An 18,686-nucleotide genomic window follows, 5' to 3' on the forward strand; every position below is an offset into this window, starting at 1 on the left:
ACACCCGCGGCTGGGTGAGCTGCACCAGATTGCCGACCGAGTCGTCGAGCACCGCCGCGAGCACCGGGCCCTGCACCTGCGGCGGATGCGGGAACCGCACACCCAGCCCGCGCAGCCGCTCGTACTCCGCCGGCAGGTCGTCCACGGAGAACACGATGCACGGGATCCCCGCCTCGTACAGCGCCGTGCGGTACGGCTCCGCGATCGGGCCCTGCCCGGGCTCCAGCAGCAACTGGAGATCCGGCTGGGCCCCCTCGCGCGCCCCCACCGTGACGAACGGCGTGCCGCCGCCCGGATCCATGTGCAGCCGGGTCTCGAACCCCAGGACCTCCGTGTAGAAGGCGTGCGCCCTCGCCACGTCGTCCACGAACACACTGGTCATCGCGACCTTGATCATGCGGCGCCTCCCGGATGCCCGGTCTCGGAAACCCGGTCTCGGATGCCCCGTCGCGGACAGCCCGGGTTCAGAAGCCCAGTTGCTTCGACTCGTGCAGGGTGGCGATCGCGTTCTCGTCGCCGTCCAGCTCCACCTTCGCCTCGTTCTGCCGGCCGAAGGCGAACATCAGCAGCTCCGAGGGCTCACCCGTCACCGTCACCACCGGAGTGCCCCGGTGCGCCACCGACGTCTGGCCGTCCGGGCGGCGCAGCACCAGACCGGTCGGCACCCCCCGGCCCAGCAGCCGGGCGGTGCGCTCCAGACGCGACCACAGCGCGTCCTGGAACACCGCGTCCAGCTCGCGCGGGCCCCAGTCCGGCTGGGCCCGGCGGACGTCCTCGGTGTGCACGTAGAACTCGACCGTGTTGGCGGCCTCGTCGACCTGCTTGAGCTGGAACGGGGAGAAGCGCGGCGGACCGGTCCTGATGAGCTGGATCAGCTCCTCGTACGGCTTCGCCGCGTACTCCGCCAGCACCTTCTCCAGACGCGAGGCCAGCGGCTTGATCAGCGCGCCCCCCGCCGCGTCCGGGCGGCGCTCGCGCACCACCACGTGCGCGGCCAGGTCACGGGTCCGCCAGCCCTCGCAGAGGGTCGGGGCGTCCGGTCCGACGGTTTCCAAGAGGTCGGCGAGCAGGAGCCGTTCACGCTTGGCGAAGGTCGACATGGAGTCAGCCTACGACTCCGTAACCGGTCCGCCCACCCGTCCCCCCGCCACCCGGGCCCGTCTCAGCCGCCGCCCGCCGACTGCCCATCCCCTGGACAGAAACCCGGAACCGTCCCGCCCACGCGGCACAATGGCACCCATGACCAGCACTCTCGACCCCGAGATCGCCGCGCGCCTGAAGCGCAGCGCCGACGGACTCCTCCCGGCCATCGCCCAGCAGTACGACACCGGCGAGGTGCTCATGCTCGGCTGGATGGACGACGAGGCGCTGCACCGCACGCTGACCACAGGCCGCTGCACCTACTGGTCCCGCAGCCGCCGGGAGTACTGGGTCAAGGGAGACACCTCCGGCCACGTCCAGTGGGTGAAGTCGGTCGCCCTGGACTGCGACGCCGACACCGTGCTGGTCAAGGTCGACCAGGTCGGCGCCGCCTGCCACACCGGCGCCCGCACCTGCTTCGACGAGGACGTCCTGCTCCAGGACGACCCCGGCGCGAGCGCCCGGCGGGCCCGCCCGGCCACCGCTGATCAGTAAGGTCTGCCGCCATGGACCTCGAGACCTTCCGCAAGCTCGCCACCGACCGGCGTGTCATCCCGGTCACCCGCAAGCTCCTCGCCGACGGCGACACCCCGGTCGCGCTCTACCGCAAGCTCGCCGCCGAACGCCCCGGCACCTTCCTGCTGGAGTCCGCGGAGAACGGGCGCTCCTGGTCCCGCTACTCCTTCGTCGGCGTACGCTCCGCCGCCACCCTCACCACCCGTGACGGCCAGGCGCACTGGCTCGGCACCCCGCCCGTCGGCGTCCCCGTCGGAGGTGACCCGCTCGCCGCCCTGCGCGCCACCGTCCAGACCCTGCACACCCCGCACCAGGAGGGCATGCCGCCCTTCACCGGCGGCATGGTCGGCTACCTCGGCTACGACATCGTCCGCCGCCTGGAGAAGATCGGCCCCGGCGAGCGCGACGACCTCGGCCTGCCCGAGCTGACCATGCTCCTCACCAGCGACCTCGCCGTCATGGACCACTGGGAGGGCTCGGTCCTGCTGATCGCCAACGCGATCAACCACAACGACCTCGAGACCGGTGTGGACGAGGCGTACGCCGACGCCGTGGCCCGCCTCGACGCCATGGAAGCCGACCTCGGCCGCGCGGTCGCCCAGCCCCCGGCCGTGCTGCCGCCCTCCGAGCTGCCCGAGTACACCGCCCGCTGGGGCGGCCCCGACTTCCGGCGGGCCGTCGAGGACGTCAAGGAACGCATCCGCGCGGGCGAGGCCTTCCAGGTCGTGCCCTCGCAGCGCTTCGAGACCCCGTGCACGGCCGGCGCGCTCGACGTCTACCGGGTCCTCAGGGCCACCAACCCCTCGCCGTACATGTACCTGTTCCGCTTCGACGGGTTCGACGTCGTCGGCTCGTCCCCCGAGGCGCTGGTCAAGGTCGAGGACGGGCGTGCGATGGTCCACCCCATCGCCGGCACCCGGCCCCGCGGCGCCACCCCGCAGGAGGACCAGGCCCTCGCCGACGAGCTGCTCGCCGACCCCAAGGAACGCGCCGAGCACCTGATGCTGGTCGACCTCGGCCGCAACGACCTCGGCCGGGTCTGCGAGCCCGGCTCGGTGGAGGTCGTCGACTTCATGTCCATCGAGCGCTACTCGCACGTCATGCACATCGTCTCCACCGTCACCGGCCGGGTCGCCGAGGGCCGTACCGCCTTCGACGTGCTGACCGCCTGCTTCCCGGCGGGCACCCTCTCCGGCGCCCCCAAACCCCGCGCCATGCAGATCATCGACGAGCTCGAACCGTCCCGGCGCGGCCTCTACGGCGGCTGCGTCGGCTATCTCGACTTCGCCGGCGACTCCGACACCGCGATCGCCATCCGCACGGCCCTGCTCCGCGACGGCACCGCCCACGTCCAGGCCGGGGCCGGCATCGTCGCCGACTCCGACCCGGCCGCCGAGGACCAGGAGTGCCGCAACAAGGCCGCCGCGGTGCTGCGGGCGGTGCACACGGCCAACCGGCTGGGCGGCTAGAACGCCCGTGCCGAACCCCGGGTGACGCTTCATCCGGGGTTCAGGCGATAGTGGAGTACGTGACTGCCGTACCTCACCCCCGTTCCGAAGCCGCCGCACCCAGCCGGTCCGGCCGGCGGAGCCTCGCCGTGGCCCTGTTGTGCGGCGCGCTCGGCGCGGCCGTGACCCTGCTCGCGACCCGGCAGCGCTGGTCGGAGGGGACCGCCACGGTGGCCGGCGGCGCGTTCCCGCTGACCGCCAGGGGCAGCGACGTCACGGGCGTCCCCGCGGCCCTCGCCGTAGTGGGCCTGGCCGCGCTCGTCGCCGTCTTCGCCGTCCGCCGGGCCGGCCGCGTCGCCGTCGCCGCGCTGCTCGCGCTCAGCGGCGCCGGCATCGTCGCCGCCGCGTTCGCCGGGGCCTCCGACAGCTCCGCGCTGGACGAGGAGGCCGCCCGGACCACCGGCGACACCTCGGCCGCGGTCACCGCCCTCTCGCACACCGGCTGGCCCTACGTCGCCGCCGCCGGAGGCGTCCTGATCCTGCTCGCCGGACTGCTCGCGCTGCGCTACGGCCCCCTGTGGCCCGCCATGTCCGGCCGCTACGAGCGCGGCTCGGACCGCCCGCGCCGCAAGGCCCGGCCGGCCGACCCGGAGCGCCCCGAGGAGATCTGGAAGGCCCTGGACCGCGGCGAGGATCCCACCGGCGCCTGAGGGGGCCGCCCCCGCGCCCCGCCGGATGTGGCGAACCAGACGCCACCCCCGCGTCCGGCACGCGCGTGCGTACGGGACAATGGACGAAGAGCGCCCGGCTCGGACGGTGACGCGCTCGGAACCGTACGGACACGTACTTCGACACGTACAAGCAACGAGGAGCAAGTCATGGCGGGCAGCAGCCACGGTCACACCCCGGCCGCCTGGACCGGCGTCACCATCGCCTTCATCGGTTTCTGCGTCGCGGGTGCCTTCATGGTGATGGCGCAGCCGGTCGGCTTCTGGGCGGGCATGGTGATCGTGCTCCTCGGCGGCGTCGTCGGTGCCGCCATGCGCGCCATGGGCCTCGGCGAGCAGAAGCGCGCCCAGGGCGCCTCGCACAGCGGCCACGTCCCGGGCCGCGAGCCGGCCGGCGTCGAGGGCTGAGCCCCACCGCAGCGCATCCCGCGAGGGGCGGCCCCACCACATCCGGTGGGGCCGCCCCTCGCGCGCGTGCCGCGGGCGTGCGGGGCAGAATGCCGACGTGAACCCCGACAGCGGCACCGCCCCGCGCACCACCCCCACCACCCCCTGGAACCGGCTCGCCGTCCCGGCCGGTGTCCTCGCGGCCGTCGCCGGGGCCTTCGCGTACGTCGGCACCGTCGACCCCAACGAGCCCGGCCACTACCCGGTGTGCCCGCTCTACGGCCTGACCGGCCTGTACTGCCCCGGCTGCGGCGGACTGCGCAGCGCCCACGCCTTCGTCCACGGCGACCTCCTCACCGCCCTGCACGACAACGCGGCGGGGGTGGCCGCCTACCTGGGCTTCGCGGTGCTGTGGACCGTCTGGGTGGTGCGCGCGCTACGCGGCCGGGCGGTGCGGTTCGAACCGGGAGGGGCACTGTTGTGGTCCGTCGGCGCGCTGCTGCTGGTGTTCACGGTTGTCCGGAACCTGCCGTTCGGCGGCTGGCTGCATCCGTGATGGAACGGTGAACGTCCAGGTGATGGGGCCGGCGTCCACCGGATGCGAGGCCTCGGCCGTCCTCCGGATACCATCGCAGTGACCGCAGGTTTCGGAACCTGAAGGAACGACCGTCTGAAAGGGGGCCGCTCGCGTGAGTGTGCTCGACGAGATCATCGACGGAGTCCGTGCCGACCTCGCGGAGCGGCAGGCGCGCGTCAGCCTCGACGAGCTCAAGGAGCGCGCGGCGAAGGCCCGGCCCGCCAAGGACGGGGTGGCCGCGCTCAAGGGCGACGGCGTCAAGGTCATCTGTGAGGTCAAGCGCTCCAGCCCCTCCAAGGGCGCGCTGGCCGCGATCGCCGACCCGGCCGGGCTCGCGGCGGACTACGAGGCGGGCGGCGCCGCCGTCATCTCGGTCCTCACCGAACAGCGCCGTTTCGGCGGCTCGCTGGCCGACCTGGAGGCGGTCCGCGCGCGCGTGGACATCCCCGTCCTGCGCAAGGACTTCATCGTCACGTCGTACCAGCTCTGGGAGGCCCGCGCGTACGGCGCCGACCTCGCGCTGCTGATCGTCGCCGCCCTGGACCAGCCGGCCCTGGAGTCGCTGATCGAGCGCGCCGTCTCCATCGGCCTCACCCCGCTCGTCGAGGTGCACGACGAGGACGAGGTCGAGCGGGCGGTGGACGCGGGTGCCCGGATCATCGGCGTCAACGCGCGCAACCTGAAGACCCTGCGGGTCGACCGCGGCACCTTCGAGCGGGTCGCCCCGGAGATCCCCGACCACCTCGTCAAGGTCGCCGAGTCCGGAGTGCGCGGGCCGCACGACCTGATCGCCTACGCCAACGCCGGCGCCGACGCGGTGCTGGTCGGCGAGTCCCTGGTCACCGGGCGCGACCCGAAGGCCGCCGTGTCCGACCTGGTCGCCGCCGGCGAACACCCCGCGCTCCGGCACGGGCGGGGCTGACCTCCGGCTAAGCTGGCCCCGATGACGCTTCCGATCACCCCGGCGACGCGGGACACCTATGCCCGCCTCGCCCGCGGCTGCCGGCCCCGAGGCTGCCGTGCCCCCGCGCGACGGGTGCACGGGCGGCGGGTCCGCTACGTGATCGGTGACGAGCCCGGTCAGGTGAACGGCATGCGATGGCGTCACTCCGCGTGCGCGTCACCCGCGGTGAGCTGAGCCGCGTCTCCTTGTGAACGCCGGTCCACCTGCGACCCGGTCTCTCCCGGCCGCCCAGGGGGCTCCCCCCGGGCGTTTGCCCACCCACCACCCGACTCGGGCGCTGAGAAGTGACCCGCCCGGCGGGTGGCAGAGACCGCTGAGGGCAGCGCACGCGTACTCGTACCCCAAGTCCAGCAACCCGGGGCACAAGCCCCTGCGAGGTATCCGTATGCCCAGCGAGTTCTTCATTCCCGATCCCACCGGCCAGGTGCCCAGCGCCGAGGGCTACTTCGGGGCGTTCGGCGGCAAGTTCATCCCGGAGGCGCTCGTCGCCGCCGTGGACGAGGTCGCCGTCGAGTACGACAAGGCCAAGGCCGACCCCGAGTTCGCCCGTGAGCTCGACGACCTGCTGGTGAACTACACCGGCCGGCCCAGCGCGCTGACCGAGGTGCCGCGGTTCGCCGAACACGCCGGTGGTGCCCGTGTCTTCCTCAAGCGGGAGGACCTGAACCACACCGGCTCCCACAAGATCAACAACGTGCTCGGCCAGGCCCTGCTCACCAAGCGCATGGGCAAGACCCGCGTCATCGCCGAGACCGGCGCCGGCCAGCACGGTGTCGCCACCGCCACCGCCTGCGCCCTCTTCGGCCTCGACTGCACCATCTACATGGGCGAGATCGACACCCAGCGGCAGGCCCTCAACGTCGCCCGCATGCGCATGCTCGGCGCCGAGGTCGTGGCCGTGAAGTCCGGCAGTCGCACCCTGAAGGACGCCATCAACGAGGCGTTCCGGGACTGGGTCGCCAACGTCGACCGCACCCACTACCTGTTCGGCACCGTGGCCGGCCCGCACCCCTTCCCGGCCATGGTCCGGGACTTCCACCGGGTCATCGGCGTGGAGGCGCGGCGGCAGCTCCTGGAGCGCGCCGGGCGGCTGCCCGACGCCGCGGTCGCCTGCGTCGGCGGCGGCTCCAACGCCATCGGCCTCTTCCACGCCTTCATCCCCGACGAGGGCGTCCGGCTCATCGGCTGCGAGCCCGCCGGACACGGCATCGAGACCGGCGAGCACGCGGCCACCCTCACCGCCGGCGAGCCCGGCATCCTGCACGGCTCCCGGTCCTACGTCCTCCAGGACGACGAGGGCCAGATCACCGAGCCGTACTCCATCTCGGCCGGTCTGGACTACCCGGGCATCGGCCCCGAGCACTCCTACCTCAAGGACTCCGGCCGTGGCGAGTACCGCGCGGTCACCGACGACGCGGCCATGCAGGCCCTGCGCCTGCTGTCGCGCACCGAGGGCATCATCCCGGCCATCGAGAGCGCCCACGCCCTCGCCGGAGCCCTGGAGGTCGGCAGGGAGCTGGGCCCGGACGGGCTGATCGTGGTCAACCTGTCCGGCCGCGGCGACAAGGACATGGACACCGCGGCGCGCTACTTCGGCCTCTACGACACCGACGCCGAGGTGGCCGCCAACGAAGCCGACACCGCCGAGATCGAGGGGGACGCCAAGTGAGCGGCAACCTCCGGCTGTTGACGGACACCCTCGCCGCCGCGAAGGCGGAGGGCCGGTCCGCGCTCATCGCCTACTTCCCGGCCGGGTTCCCGACCGTGGACGGCGGCATCGAGGCGATCAAGGCCGCGTTCGACGGCGGCGCGGACGTGGTCGAGGTGGGCCTGCCGCACAGCGACCCCGTCCTCGACGGCCCCGTCATCCAGACCGCCGACGACATCGCACTGCGCGGCGGGGTCAGGATCGCCGACGTCATGCGCACGGTCAGGGAGGCCCACGAGGCCACCGGCAAGCCCGTGCTCGTGATGACGTACTGGAACCCCATCGACCGCTACGGCGTCGAGCGCTTCACCGCCGAGCTGGCCGAGGCGGGCGGCGCGGGCTGCATCCTGCCCGACCTGCCGGTCCAGGAGTCGGCCCTGTGGCGGGAGCACGCAGAGAAGCACGGCCTCGCCACCGTCTTCGTCGTCGCCCCCAGCAGCAAGGACGAGCGGCTGGCGCGGATCACCGAGGCGGGCAGTGGCTTCGTCTACGCGGCCTCGCTGATGGGCGTCACCGGCACCCGCGCGTCCGTCGGCGCGCAGGCGCAGAACCTGGTGGAGCGCACCCGGGCCACGGGCACCGGACTGCCGGTGTGTGTGGGGCTCGGCGTCTCCAACGCGGCCCAGGCCGCCGAGGTCGCCGGGTTCGCCGACGGAGTCATCGTCGGCTCGGCGTTCGTCAAGCGGATGCTGGACGCCCCCGACCACGCCGCCGGCCTCGCGGCGGTGCGTGAGCTCGCCGGTGATCTGGCCAAGGGCGTGCGCGGGAAGGCATAAGCTCCCATAGGCGGCGTCAGTCGTTCACAACGGAAGAATCGGTCACTCGAACGAGTGGACCTCGGGCCGGGGAGGCGCGCTGCGCCTCCCCGGTTCGTTCTGGGGGTGTGAGCGAGAAGAACCGTGACGGAAAGCGCACCGCCCGTGAGCGGATTGCGGCCGAGCGTGAGAAGCAGAGGACCGCGGACCGGCGGCGGCGCACGCTGATCGTGGGCGCGAGCGTCGTCTGCGTCCTGGGACTCGCGGCGGTGATCGGCGTGATCGCCGCCAACTCGGGCAAGGGCAAGAAGAGCACCGCTTCGGGCCCCGTCGTGGTGCCCTCGGGCGCGCGGGGCCAGGACAGCCTCGCGATCCCGGTCGGCAAGGACGGCGCCAGGTCGACGCTCACCGTCTGGGAGGACTTCCGCTGCCCGGCCTGCATGTCCTTCGAGGCGCGGTACCGGCCGACGCTGCACGAACTGACCGACGCGGGCAAGCTGAGAGTCGACTACCACCTGGTCCGGCTGATCGACGGCAACCTCCGCGGCACCGGCTCCCTGCGCGCGGCGAACGCCGCGGCGTGTGCCCAGGACGCCGGGAAGTTCCGCGACTACCACGACGTGCTGTACTCGAACCAGCCCCAGGAGACCGACGACGCCTTCGGGAACAACGGCAAGCTGATCCAGCTCGCCGGAAAGGTCAGCGGCCTCGACACCCCGGCGTTCCGCAAGTGCGTCAACAACGGCACCCACGACGGCTGGGTGAACAAGTCCCACCAGGCGTTCGAGGCCGGCCGCTACGGCAGCACGCCCACCGTCCTGCTGGACGGCAAGAACATCTACCAGGACCAGACGATGACCCCGGAGAAGCTGAAGCAGATGGTGGAACAGAAGAACCAGGGGTAAGTGTTTCTCGCGTCCCCGTTATGGAGCCGTAGCCCGTCCGCTTGCCGTCCGCCCGGCCCGGCACGGTAGCGTCGACCCTGCCATGGAACTTGCCTACATCCCCAGCCCGTCGCACGGGGTGCGTTATCTCGGCCCCATCCCGCTGCGCGGCTACGCCTTCTGCATCATCATCGGTGTCTTCATCGCCGTCTGGCTCGGCAACAAGCGCTGGGTCGCCCGGGGCGGGAGGTCCGGCACCGTTGCCGACATCGCCGTCTGGGCCGTGCCCTTCGGCCTGGTCGGCGGCCGCCTCTACCACGTGATCACGGACTACGAGCTGTACTTCAGCGAGGGCCGTGACTGGGTGGACGCCTTCAAGGTGTGGGAGGGCGGCCTCGGCATCTGGGGCGCGATCGCACTGGGCGCGCTCGGTGCCTGGATCGGCGCGCGGCGCCGGGGCATCCCGTTGCCCGCCTACGCCGACGTCGTCGCACCCGGCATCGCCCTCGCACAGGCCATGGGCCGCTGGGGCAACTGGTTCAACCAGGAACTGTACGGGCGCGAGACGCACGTGCCCTGGGCGCTGCACATCACCTCCTCCGAGGGCGGCCGGGTGCCGGGCTACTACCACCCGACCTTCCTCTACGAGTCCCTGTGGTGCATCGGCGTCGCCGTCCTGGTCATCTGGGCCGACCGCCGCTTCAGGATGGGCCACGGCCGGGCCTTCGCCCTGTACGTCGCCGCGTACTGCGTGGGCCGCGCCTGGATCGAGTACATGCGCGTCGACGACGCCCACCACATCCTGGGACTGCGCCTCAACGACTGGACCGCGCTGATCGTGTTCCTGCTGGCGGTCGCCTACATCGTGGTGTCGGCCAGGAAGCGGCCCGGGCGGGAAGCGGTGGTCGAGCCGGGCGTCCCGGGCGGCTCGACCCTCGACCCCGAGGCCGCGGCCGAGGACAAGGCCGCCGAGGACAAGGCCGGGAACGGCACCGTGGGCAAGACGGCGGACGAGACGGGCGACGCGACCGGGAGCAAGGCCGAGGACCGGACCGGGGACGAGCCCGGGGACCTCGCCGGGCCGGACGCCGTGGCGGCGAAGGACGAGGCGGAGTCGGCGAAGAAGAGCTGACGGCCGCGGACATCGCACCGAAGGGCGCTTTCGGATCTCCGGAGCGCCCTTCGGCGTGTCCGAGCGCGTGTGCCGCCGGACCGGGCGCGCTGTCACTCCCGGCGCGCCAGCGACAGCGTCCGCCGCGCGGCGGCCACCGCCGCCGCGTCGACGAAGCGGCCGTCGGGCAGCGCCTGGGCGCCCTGGTCCGTCGCCGCCGCCTTGATGATCGTCTCCGCGTGCTCCAGCTCCGCCGGGGTCGGGAGGTAGGCCCGCTCGATCACCGGGAGCTGCCGCGGGTGGATCGCCGCGCGGCCCAGGAAGCCCAGGGCCCGGCCCCGGGCGCAGGAGGCGGCGAGGCCGTCCAGGTCGCGGATGTCGGGATGGACGGACTGGGGCGGCGGGGGGAGCCCGGCGGCCCGGGCGGCGACCACCACCCGGGAACGCGGCCAGTCGAGGCCCGTGTCGGCCCGTACACCCAGGTCGGCCCGTAGATCGGCCTCGCCGAGCGAGATGCCCCGCAGCGACGGGTGGGCGGCGGCGATGGCGTAGGCGTGCTCGATGGCGAGGGCCGACTCCAGCAGGGCGTACAGGGGGCGGGCGGTGGTCACGGCGGCCTGTCTGACCTGCCCGGCGCAGCTCACCTTCGGCAGCCGCAGCCCGGTCACGCCCGGCAGCGTGGCCAGGGCCGCGAGATCCGCGGCGGCCCAGGGGCCGTCCAGGGCGTTGACCCGGACGTGGACCGGGACCCGCTGCGGCTCGGCCAGCCGTTCGGCCGTGGCCGCCCGGGCGTACTCCTTGCGGTCGGGGGCGACCGCGTCCTCCAGGTCGATCACCACCACGTCGGCGCCCCGGGCCAGCGCCTTGGTCACGACGTGCGGGCGGTCGCCGGGGGCGTACAGCCAGGTCAGCGGGAACGGCGTCACAGGGCGCCCTCCTCGCGCAGGGCGCGCAGCTCCTCCGGGCCGAGGCCCAGCTCGGTGAGGACCGCGTCGGTGTCGGCGCCGTGCGGCCGGCCGGCCCAGCGGATCGCCCCGGGCGTGCCGGACAGCCGGAAGAGGACGTTCTGCATGCGCAGCGGGCCCAGCTCCGGGTCGTCGACGGTGGTGACGGTGTCCAGGGCCTGGTACTGGGGGTCGGCCAGGACGTCCCGCACGTCCTGCACCGGGGCCACCGCCGCCTCCGCCTTCTCGAAGGCCGCGAGCACCTCGGCGCGGTCGCGGACCGCGATCCAGCTCCCGACCGCCTCGTCCAGCACGTCGGCGTGCGCGGCCCGCCTCGCACCCGTGGCGAACCACGGCTCCTCGGTCAGCTCCGGGCGGCCCACCAGCCGCATCACCCGTTCCGCCACCGACTGGGCGGACGTGGAGACGGCGACCCAGGCGCCGTCGGCGGTGCGGTAGGTGTTGCGCGGGGCGTTGTTCGCGGACCGGTTGCCGGTACGCTCCTGGACGTAGCCGAGCTGGTCGTACCAGGTGGGCTGCGGACCGAGGACCGCGAGGATCGGCTCGATGATCGCCATGTCCACGACCTGGCCCTCGCCGGTGCGGTCCCGGCCCGCCAGCGCCGTCAGCACCGCGTAGGCCGTGGCCAGTGCCGCGACCGAGTCGGCGAGACCGAAGGGCGGCAGCGTCGGCGGCGCGTCCGGTTCGCCGGTGAGCGCGGCGAAGCCGCTCATCGCCTCGGCGAGCGTGCCGAAGCCGGGGCGGTGCGCGTACGGGCCGAACTGGCCGAAGGCCGTGACCCGGGTGAGGACCAGCCGTGGATTGGCGGCGGACAGCTCCGGCCAGCCCAGGTCCCACTTCTCCAGGGTGCCGGGACGGAAGTTCTCGATCACCACGTCGGCGGTGGCCGCCAGCCGCAGCAGGGTCGCGCGGCCACCGGGCCGGGACAGGTCGAGGGTGATCGCGCGCTTGTTGCGCCCGAGCACCTTCCACCACAGGCCGACACCGTGCTTCGCCGGGCCGTGGCCCCGGGACGGGTCGGGCCGCCCCGGATGCTCCACCTTGATCACCTCGGCACCGAAGTCGCCGAGCAGGGTGGCGGCCATGGGGCCGGCGAAGAGGGTGGCCAGGTCCAGGACCCGCAGGCCGTCGAGGGGCCGGGGGTGTTCGGGGCGCGTGTTCTCGGGGTGTGTGCTCATGCGTTGTACTGGGCCTCGATCTCCGGGCGGTACGGCATCGACGCCGACGCGCCTTCCCGCTGCACGGACAGGGCCGCCGCGGCCGCCGCCCAGGAGAGCGCCTCGCGCACCGGTTTCTCCTCGGCGAGGGCCACCGCGAGCGTTCCCACGAAGGTGTCGCCCGCCCCGGTGGAGTCCACGGCCTTGACCTGCGGCGCCGGCACCACCAGCGGTTCGGTGCCCCGGGCCAGGTACAGGCAGCCGGTCGCGCCCAGCGTGACGACGACCTCGGGGATCAGTTCCATCAGGGCGGCGGCGGCCGCGCGGGGGTCGGTGCGGCCGGTGAGGGTGACGGCCTCGTACTCGTTGGCGACCAGCAGGTCGGTGGCCTCCAGCAGATCGGGGGGCAGCGGCTGGGCGGGGGAGGGGGTGAGCACCGTACGGACCCCGTGCCGTCGCGCCGCCTCCGCCCCCGAGACCACCGCGGCCAGCGGGATCTCCAGTTGCAGCAGCAGGGCGTCGGCGGAGGCGATGACGCCCTCGTCGCCGGCGGCGAGGTGGTCGACGGTGCCGTTCGCGCCGGGGATGACGACGATGGAGTTGCCGCCCTCGTCGTCCACCACGATGTGCGCGGTGCCGGACGGGCCCTCCACCGTGCGCAGGAAGTCGGTGTCCGCGCCCGAGTGTTCGAGGGTGTCGCGCAGGCGGACACCGAAGGCGTCGTTGCCGACCGCGCCGATCATCGAGACCGTGGCTCCGGCCCGGGCCGCGGCGATGGCCTGGTTGGCGCCCTTGCCGCCGGGGACGGTGCGGAAGTCCCGGCCCGTCACGGTCTCGCCGCGCTGCGGGGCCTGGGTGACATAGGTGACGAGGTCCATGTTCGTGCTGCCGAGGACGGCGATGTGGGTCATGGGCGGGTCGCCTCCAGGTGCGTGAGTCGGGCGAGGGTGTCGAAGCCGGCGCCGTCGAAGTCGGCGACGGTGGTGGCGAGCCGGTTCTTCAGCGGGGCCCGCCAGCGGTCGGGGAGCGCCTCCGGGGTGCCGGCCAGGAGACCGGCGACGCTGCCGGCGGCCGCCCCGTTGGAGTCCGTGTCCCAGCCGCCGGACACCGCACGGCAGACGGAGCCGGCGAAGTCGCCGCCCGCGTGGCTGAGGGCGGCGACGAGCAGCGCGGTGTTGGGGATGGCGTGGACCCAGTGGTGGGTGGCGGCGTAGGTGGCGTGCAGTTCGTCCACGACGTCGTCGAAGTCCTCGTGCCGCGCGGCCAGTCGCAGGGCGTGGTCGATGGCCCCCGCCAGCCGTGAGCGGTCCGGGACCACCGTGCGGCCGGTGCGCAGGCAGGCGTGCACGTCCCTTTCCCCGCCGGCCGCGGCGGCGAGCGTGGCGGCCGTGAACATCGCCGCGTACACGCCGTTGGCGGTGTGGGTGAGGAGCGCGTCGCGGTGGGCCTGTCCGGCGGCGGCCGCGGGGTCGCCGGGATTGGTCCAGCCGTGGACGTCGGCGCGGATCAGGGCGCCGATCCACTCGCGGAACGGGTTGCGGTGGCGGGCGGTGTGCGGGGGTTCGATACCGCAGAGCAGATTGCGGAAGGCGATGCGCTCGGCGGTGAAGGCTCGGCCCGGCGGGAGCTCGTCCAGCCAGAGCGCCGCGACGTCGGCGGTACTGAAGCCCCTGCCGTGGCGGCGGAGCAGGAGGAGGCCGAGCAGCGGGTAGTCGAGGTCGTCGTCCTCGGGCATGCCGTCGATGTTCTCGGCGAGGGAGGTGGGGGCCGAGCGGCGGTTCCATGGGTACTGGGCGAGGAGGTCCCCGGGGACGCCACGGGCCGTGAACCAGGTGCTCAGGGGCCAGTTGCCGGTGGCCCTTGCGAGGGCGCGGATGCCGTCGAGGGGGAGTTTCTCGACGGGCTTGCCGAGGAGGCAGCCGGCGGCCCGGCCCAGCCAGGCCGCTTCCAGGGCGGGGGGTGTGGTCTCCCCGCGGGGCCGCGCGGCGGGCCAGTCGGGGCAGGCGGCCCTGATGCCGGCCAGGTCCGTCGGCTCGTCCTCGGCCAGCCTGCTCGGCAGGTCGGCCAGCTCGTCCAGCAGGTCCTCGGCGAGAAGCCGCAGATAGCGCGAGGCCCGCTGCGGTGAGGCCCCCGCCCGCTCCGGGGCCGCCGGGCCGCCGGCCGCCCGCCACCGCGCCTCGATCCGCGCCGGTTCCCGGCCGTCCAGGCGGGCCTGGACGAGTTCGTGGCCCAGCAGGTCCTCGGGCTGCACCCAGGTCAATCGGAGCACGAGGTGCCTCCCAGCGCCGCGAACGCCCGCTCGTGCGCCCGTCTGCGGTCCACGTCCCGCCGGAAGATCTCGCGCGTGACCCCGGTGAGTGTGCGGGCCGGTTCCCACAGGTCCAGGCGGCTCGCCTCCGCCACCGTCTTCGCCCAGTCCTCCGGGACCGGCGACCCCAGGGCGCCCGCCAGCGCGCCTGCCATCGTGGCGATCGAGTCGCAGTCGCGTCCGTAGTTGACCGAGCCCAGCACCGCGTGGCGGTAGTCCCCGTCGGCGACCAGCAGCATGCCGAGGGCCACCGGGAGTTCCTCGATCGAGTGCAGCCGGGAGGGGCGCCGGGCGCCGAGGGAGGGGGAGCGGTAGTCGGGGCCGACCGTGTCGTACGGGGCGACCGCCGCCCGCAGCGGGGCCAGCGCCGACTCGAAGTCCCGGTGACCGCGCGCCACTTCGCAGACCTTCTCGATCGCCGCGCGCGTGCCGTCCTTCGCCAGGTCCAGGCAGGCGGTCACCACGGAGTCCGGGGTGGCGTCCGGCGCGGTGGCGGCGGCGACCGCGGCGGCGAAGACCCCGGCGGCCTCGCGGCCGTACGACGACTGGTGCGCGCCCGCGACGTCCAGCGCCTCGGCGTACGCGGCGGCCGGATCGGCCGCGTTGACCAGGCCGACGGGCGCCATGTACATCGCCGCGCCACAGTTGACGATGTTGCCCACGCCCGCCTCCCGCGGGTCCACGTGGCCGTACGCCAGCCGGGCCACCAGCCACTTCTCGGCGAGGAAGAGGCGGTGCAGCGGCAGCGTCTCGGTCTCCAGCTCCGGGATCCAGCGCGGGTTCGCCATCAGGTCCGGCACCAGGTGGTCGGCGACCGCGTACGCGTCGAGGTGGTCCCGGACCCGGGCGTAGACCCGGACCAGCGCGTGGGTCATCAGGGTGTCGTCGGTGACGTGGCCGTCGCCCTTGTGGTACGGGGCGATGGGGCGGGCGGTGCGCCAGTCCTCGCCGTGCCAGGGGCCGACGATGCCGTGGACGCGACCGCCGTGACGGTCGGTGATCTGGTCCGGGGAGTAGCCCTCGACGGGGCCGCCGAGCGCGTCGCCGACGGCGGCCCCGACAAGCGCCCCGGTGATCCGTTCGTCGAGACCGCTCAGCCGCGCCGGGCCCGGACCGCTGCTTTCTTCTCCTTTGGGCGTCATGCCCGAATCATCCTCCTGGTCGGGCTCGGTGCGCGGCTTCCAGGAGCCCGGCGAGTTCCACCAGGTCGGTGCCGGTCAGGCGGGGCAGGGCACAGCCCGACAGGGTGCGGCAGGCCTCCCGCCAGGCGGCCGGGACGGCCGCACCGCCGCCCAGGGCTCCGGTGAGCGCGCCCGTGAGGGCCGGTGCGGAGTCGGCGACCCGGGACAGACAGGCGGCGGTGGGGACGGCCTCGGCGATATGGCCGCGGGCGGCGGTGGCGAGGGCGAGCGCGACGGGGACGGTCTCGGCGGCGGCGATGCCGTAGCTGTAGACGTGGTCGACGATCTGGTGCTCGAGGAGCGGGACGAGGGCGAAGGCGCCGTCGCTGTCCCGGGCCAGGGCGAGGGCGTGCCGGGCGTTGCGGCCGATCTCCGTCCCCTCGGGGAGTTCGGCGAGCGCGGCCGCGACACAGGCGTCCGTGTCCGCTCCCGCGAGGGCGAGCGCCAGGGCCGCCGCCATCGCGCGGGCGCCGTGCACACCGTCGCCGTCCTGGGTGTAGCGGGCGTCGAACTCGGCCAGACCGGCCGCGCGTTCGGGGTCGCCGGGGTGGGCCACGGCGAGCACGCAGGCGCGCACACAGGCCGCGTCGTCGAAGTAGTGCGGGTTGTCGTGGCCGGTGGCGGGCGGGCGCAGTCCGGTGGCGAGGTTGCCGAGGCCGGCGCGGACGGAGATGCGGGCGCGCAGCGGGAGCACGGCGGACTCGATCTCGGGGGCGCGTTCCGCCGCCGCGGCGACCTCGGCGGCGACGGCGGTCCAGGTGAGGTCGATGGCGGCGCGCATCCGGCGCTCCCGGCCGAGGTCGCCGAGCACGTCGTCGTCACCGGCCCGCAGGACGGCCTCGGCGGCGAACGCCGCCCACTCGGCGTCGTCGGAGGGGCCGAGCCGGAGGGGTTCCGGGGGCTGGTTGAGGGCGATCGGCACGGGCAGCGTGGTGGTGGCGTTCTGCTCGGCGAAGGTGTCCAGCTCGCGGGTGAGGCGGCGGGTCCACTCGGGCATACGGGCGGCCCGGTGCCGCGCGGCGGGCCAGCCGGCGGCGTCCCCGGCGGCGAGCCCCAGCAGCAGCCCTTCGACACGGCGCCCGGTCATGCCAGGCCCTCGCCGTCCTGCTGCCCGGAGTTCCCGGCTCCCACCAGCGGACTCCGCCCCCGGCTCCCAGGCTGCGCGCCGCCCGGGAGCGACGCGGGCGGCTCACCGGCCCGGCAGGCGGGGGGCGACGCGGCCGGCACGGGTTCCGCCGCCTCGCCCGACGACGCGTCCTCGCTCACGCCCTCACCGACGATCACCTCCCGAACGCCTCGACTGCCCGCCGCTTCCACGGCCGTCGTCGCGGTGTCCGAGGCCCGCGCCTTCTGCGGTACGGCCACCCGCGTGGCCGCCGTACCGCTGCCGGCCGCCTGTGCCGTGCCCACGCGCGGCGCCGCCGTGTCCGCCGGCCCCTGCGGGGCTGACGCCGTCGGGCCGCCGGTGTCATGTCGCGCGGCCGTTCGCACGGCCGTCGCGGTGTCCTCCGCCGGCTGTGCCGGGCCCGCCGGGAGGGCCACCGTGGTGTCGACGGCGCCCTGTGCCGCGGCCACCCGCACCACCTCCCGGACCCCCTTCGGCAGGAGGCCCGGCAGGACCACCCCCGCTCCCCACTTGCCGCCCTCCTCCGGGACCAGCAGCTCCGCCACGTCCAGGACGTGGTGGCCCGCCATGGAGGGCAGGCAGCGGCCGCGGGCCGGGCCGATGGCGGCGCCCCAGTCGGCCGGGATCGCGCAGACGCCCTGGGTGGCGCCGGAGAGGGCGCCCGCCACCGCCGCCGTCGTGTCCGCGTCGCGGCCCATGTTTACCGCCGTGAGGACCGCCGCGCGGAAGTCGCCGTCGGCCGCCGCGTAGGCGCCGAAGGCGAGGGCGACCGCCTCGGGCGCCAGGTCGGTCCAGGGGTAGCCGCCGATGACCACCGCCGAGCGCACCGCCCGTTCGCCGCGGTGGGCCACCGTCACCGCGCGGCGCAGGGAGCGGGCGGTCCAGGAGTCCTCGGGGACGACGGCGAGCGCCGAGGCGATCACCACCGCGGGCGTGGCCCCCGCCATCGCGGCCGCCACGCCCGCCGCGACCGCCTGGCCGCCGTAGATGCCCTCGCCGTCATGGCTGACCGAGCCGTCGATCGCCACCAGCCGGGCCGCCTCGCCGGGACGCCCGGCGGCGAAGACGCCGAAGGGCGCCGCGCGCATCGCGAGGCCGTCGCTCCAGGCGTGCCGGTGCTGGGCGGAGATGGGCGCGGCCAGGCCGCGGCGGAGGTTCTCCAGCGTGCCGCGCTCACTGAAGCCCGCGCCCCGGAACGGTCCCTCGGCCCGGTCGGCGATCCACTCGTGCCAGGCGCTCTCGACATGGGCCGGGGTGAGCGCCGAACCGTGCCGGGCCAGCAGCAGGCCCGAGAAGATGGCGTACTCCGTGTCGTCCGTGCCGCACGGCCGCTCGCTGACGTACCCGGTGATCCGGCCCCAGCGGGCGCGGATCTCGGAGGGCTTCAGGTTCTCCGCCGGCGCCCCGAGCGCGTCGCCGACGGCCAGGCCGAGCAGCGCGCCGCGGGCCCGCTCGCGTGGTCCCGGGGCGTCCCCGGGCGCCGGGGACGGGGGAGTGCAGGCGATCGACGCCATGGGCGGCCTCTCCTTCCGCAGGGCCACGGGCCGTCCGCGGGGACTGGGCCCCCTTCACGGATGCCCTTTGCGGATGTCTCCCACGGTGGCGCCGCGCGCGAGCCTGGGACGCCTCCCTGTCACCCGCTCGGCATCTGAGCACCCATGATCACTTATGAGCGTCTTTCGGAGAAGTCGCAGGTAAGCCCAGCCTTTCCTTGCTGGCGCCCTGGAAATT

Annotated in this window: 19 protein-coding genes and 1 pseudogene; 11 read left to right on the forward strand and 9 right to left on the reverse strand. The window is 74.3% G+C overall.

Annotated features, from left to right (window positions below; translation table 11 throughout):
* Positions 1–7: 7 nt before the first annotated feature.
* Positions 8–397, reverse strand: a pseudogene (locus AB0924_RS27970) (VOC family protein); the annotation flags it as partial.
* Positions 398–464: 67 nt separating this feature from the next.
* Positions 465–1,100: a TIGR03085 family metal-binding protein gene (locus AB0924_RS27975; RefSeq protein WP_358931131.1), complete on the reverse strand. Its 636-nt coding sequence runs from the start codon at positions 1,098–1,100 to the stop codon at positions 465–467.
* Between the two features lie 130 nt (positions 1,101–1,230).
* On the opposite strand from AB0924_RS27975, the gene hisI reads away from it, so the two are divergent.
* From hisI to lgt, 11 genes are all read left to right on the forward strand, one after another.
* Positions 1,231–1,635, forward strand: coding sequence for a phosphoribosyl-AMP cyclohydrolase (gene hisI, locus AB0924_RS27980; RefSeq protein ID WP_358931133.1), 405 nt, complete (start codon positions 1,231–1,233; stop codon positions 1,633–1,635).
* Positions 1,636–1,646: 11 nt separating this feature from the next.
* Complete coding sequence (locus AB0924_RS27985) at positions 1,647–3,125, forward strand: anthranilate synthase component I (RefSeq protein ID WP_358931135.1); 1,479 nt, start codon at positions 1,647–1,649, stop codon at positions 3,123–3,125.
* Positions 3,126–3,175: 50 nt separating this feature from the next.
* The gene (locus tag AB0924_RS27990; protein ID WP_358931137.1) at positions 3,176–3,814 is read left to right on the forward strand and encodes a TIGR02234 family membrane protein; all 639 of its coding nucleotides are present in this window, start codon (positions 3,176–3,178) and stop codon (positions 3,812–3,814) included.
* Positions 3,815–3,982: 168 nt separating this feature from the next.
* Entirely contained in the window at positions 3,983–4,240 is a 258-nt protein-coding gene (locus AB0924_RS27995) for an HGxxPAAW family protein (protein ID WP_358931139.1), read from the forward strand.
* Positions 4,241–4,337: 97 nt separating this feature from the next.
* Positions 4,338–4,775 carry a DUF2752 domain-containing protein gene (locus AB0924_RS28000; RefSeq protein ID WP_366912855.1) on the forward strand — a complete coding sequence of 146 codons (438 nt, stop codon included), beginning with the start codon at positions 4,338–4,340 and terminating at the stop codon, positions 4,773–4,775.
* A gap of 133 nt (positions 4,776–4,908) precedes the next feature.
* Positions 4,909–5,718, forward strand: a complete 810-nt coding sequence (trpC, locus tag AB0924_RS28005) for an indole-3-glycerol phosphate synthase TrpC (protein WP_143636351.1) — start codon at positions 4,909–4,911, stop codon at positions 5,716–5,718.
* Positions 5,719–5,739: 21 nt separating this feature from the next.
* The gene (locus AB0924_RS28010; protein ID WP_358931144.1) at positions 5,740–5,934 is read left to right on the forward strand and encodes a hypothetical protein; all 195 of its coding nucleotides are present in this window, start codon (positions 5,740–5,742) and stop codon (positions 5,932–5,934) included.
* Positions 5,935–6,145: 211 nt separating this feature from the next.
* Positions 6,146–7,429, forward strand: a complete 1,284-nt coding sequence (trpB, locus tag AB0924_RS28015) for a tryptophan synthase subunit beta (RefSeq protein ID WP_358931146.1) — start codon at positions 6,146–6,148, stop codon at positions 7,427–7,429.
* Entirely contained in the window at positions 7,426–8,244 is an 819-nt protein-coding gene (gene trpA, locus AB0924_RS28020; protein ID WP_366912856.1) for a tryptophan synthase subunit alpha, read from the forward strand. The genes trpB and trpA overlap by 4 nt, the downstream gene beginning before the upstream one ends.
* A 107-nt stretch (positions 8,245–8,351) precedes the next feature.
* Positions 8,352–9,128: a thioredoxin domain-containing protein gene (locus AB0924_RS28025; protein WP_358931151.1), complete on the forward strand. Its 777-nt coding sequence runs from the start codon at positions 8,352–8,354 to the stop codon at positions 9,126–9,128.
* Positions 9,129–9,210: 82 nt separating this feature from the next.
* On the forward strand, positions 9,211–10,239 hold the full coding sequence (gene lgt / locus AB0924_RS28030; protein WP_366912857.1) for a prolipoprotein diacylglyceryl transferase: 1,029 nt from the start codon (positions 9,211–9,213) through the stop codon (positions 10,237–10,239).
* 92 nt (positions 10,240–10,331) lie between these two features.
* Here the strand turns inward: lgt and AB0924_RS28035 are convergent, their stop codons facing one another.
* Genes AB0924_RS28035 through AB0924_RS28065 form a run of 7 tightly spaced genes read right to left on the reverse strand, consistent with a single transcriptional unit; the run spans position 10,332 to position 18,469 of the window.
* On the reverse strand, positions 10,332–11,144 hold the full coding sequence (locus AB0924_RS28035) for a CoA ester lyase (RefSeq protein ID WP_358931155.1): 813 nt from the start codon (positions 11,142–11,144) through the stop codon (positions 10,332–10,334).
* Positions 11,141–12,361 (reverse strand): CoA transferase, encoded by a 1,221-nt coding sequence (locus tag AB0924_RS28040; protein ID WP_358931158.1) that lies wholly within the window; start codon positions 12,359–12,361, stop codon positions 11,141–11,143. Before AB0924_RS28040 ends, AB0924_RS28035 begins: the two co-directional genes overlap by 4 nt.
* Positions 12,358–13,251 (reverse strand): ribokinase, encoded by an 894-nt coding sequence (gene rbsK / locus AB0924_RS28045; RefSeq protein ID WP_358931160.1) that lies wholly within the window; start codon positions 13,249–13,251, stop codon positions 12,358–12,360. Before rbsK ends, AB0924_RS28040 begins: the two co-directional genes overlap by 4 nt.
* Positions 13,248–14,609: an ADP-ribosylglycohydrolase family protein gene (locus tag AB0924_RS28050; protein WP_366912859.1), complete on the reverse strand. Its 1,362-nt coding sequence runs from the start codon at positions 14,607–14,609 to the stop codon at positions 13,248–13,250. Before AB0924_RS28050 ends, rbsK begins: the two co-directional genes overlap by 4 nt.
* Positions 14,597–15,790 (reverse strand): ADP-ribosylglycohydrolase family protein, encoded by a 1,194-nt coding sequence (locus AB0924_RS28055; RefSeq protein ID WP_358931164.1) that lies wholly within the window; start codon positions 15,788–15,790, stop codon positions 14,597–14,599. Before AB0924_RS28055 ends, AB0924_RS28050 begins: the two co-directional genes overlap by 13 nt.
* A 7-nt stretch (positions 15,791–15,797) precedes the next feature.
* Entirely contained in the window at positions 15,798–16,916 is a 1,119-nt protein-coding gene (locus AB0924_RS28060; protein ID WP_366912860.1) for an ADP-ribosylglycohydrolase family protein, read from the reverse strand.
* Entirely contained in the window at positions 16,913–18,469 is a 1,557-nt protein-coding gene (locus AB0924_RS28065; protein ID WP_366912861.1) for an ADP-ribosylglycohydrolase family protein, read from the reverse strand. The genes AB0924_RS28060 and AB0924_RS28065 overlap by 4 nt, the downstream gene beginning before the upstream one ends.
* Positions 18,470–18,686 lie beyond the last annotated feature (217 nt).

This window comes from Streptomyces sp. NPDC047869 (assembly GCF_040704065.1).
Classification (GTDB): domain Bacteria; phylum Actinomycetota; class Actinomycetes; order Streptomycetales; family Streptomycetaceae; genus Streptomyces.

Bases quoted from the DNA above. Each gene is read 5' to 3' on its own strand.
- AB0924_RS28010 (WP_358931144.1), top strand. From the start codon at position 5,740: ATGACGCTTCCGATCACCCCGGCGACGCGGGACACCTATGCCCGCCTC.
- AB0924_RS28040 (WP_358931158.1), bottom strand. From the start codon at position 12,361: ATGAGCACACACCCCGAGAACACGCGCCCCGAACACCCCCGGCCCCTC.
- trpB (WP_358931146.1), top strand. From the start codon at position 6,146: ATGCCCAGCGAGTTCTTCATTCCCGATCCCACCGGCCAGGTGCCCAGC.
- rbsK (WP_358931160.1), bottom strand. From the start codon at position 13,251: ATGACCCACATCGCCGTCCTCGGCAGCACGAACATGGACCTCGTCACC.
- hisI (WP_358931133.1), top strand. From the start codon at position 1,231: ATGGCACCCATGACCAGCACTCTCGACCCCGAGATCGCCGCGCGCCTG.
- AB0924_RS27985 (WP_358931135.1), top strand. From the start codon at position 1,647: ATGGACCTCGAGACCTTCCGCAAGCTCGCCACCGACCGGCGTGTCATC.
- AB0924_RS28060 (WP_366912860.1), bottom strand. From the start codon at position 16,916: ATGACCGGGCGCCGTGTCGAAGGGCTGCTGCTGGGGCTCGCCGCCGGG.
- AB0924_RS28055 (WP_358931164.1), bottom strand. From the start codon at position 15,790: ATGACGCCCAAAGGAGAAGAAAGCAGCGGTCCGGGCCCGGCGCGGCTG.
- AB0924_RS28065 (WP_366912861.1), bottom strand. From the start codon at position 18,469: ATGGCGTCGATCGCCTGCACTCCCCCGTCCCCGGCGCCCGGGGACGCC.
- AB0924_RS27995 (WP_358931139.1), top strand. From the start codon at position 3,983: ATGGCGGGCAGCAGCCACGGTCACACCCCGGCCGCCTGGACCGGCGTC.
- lgt (WP_366912857.1), top strand. From the start codon at position 9,211: ATGGAACTTGCCTACATCCCCAGCCCGTCGCACGGGGTGCGTTATCTC.
- AB0924_RS27975 (WP_358931131.1), bottom strand. From the start codon at position 1,100: ATGTCGACCTTCGCCAAGCGTGAACGGCTCCTGCTCGCCGACCTCTTG.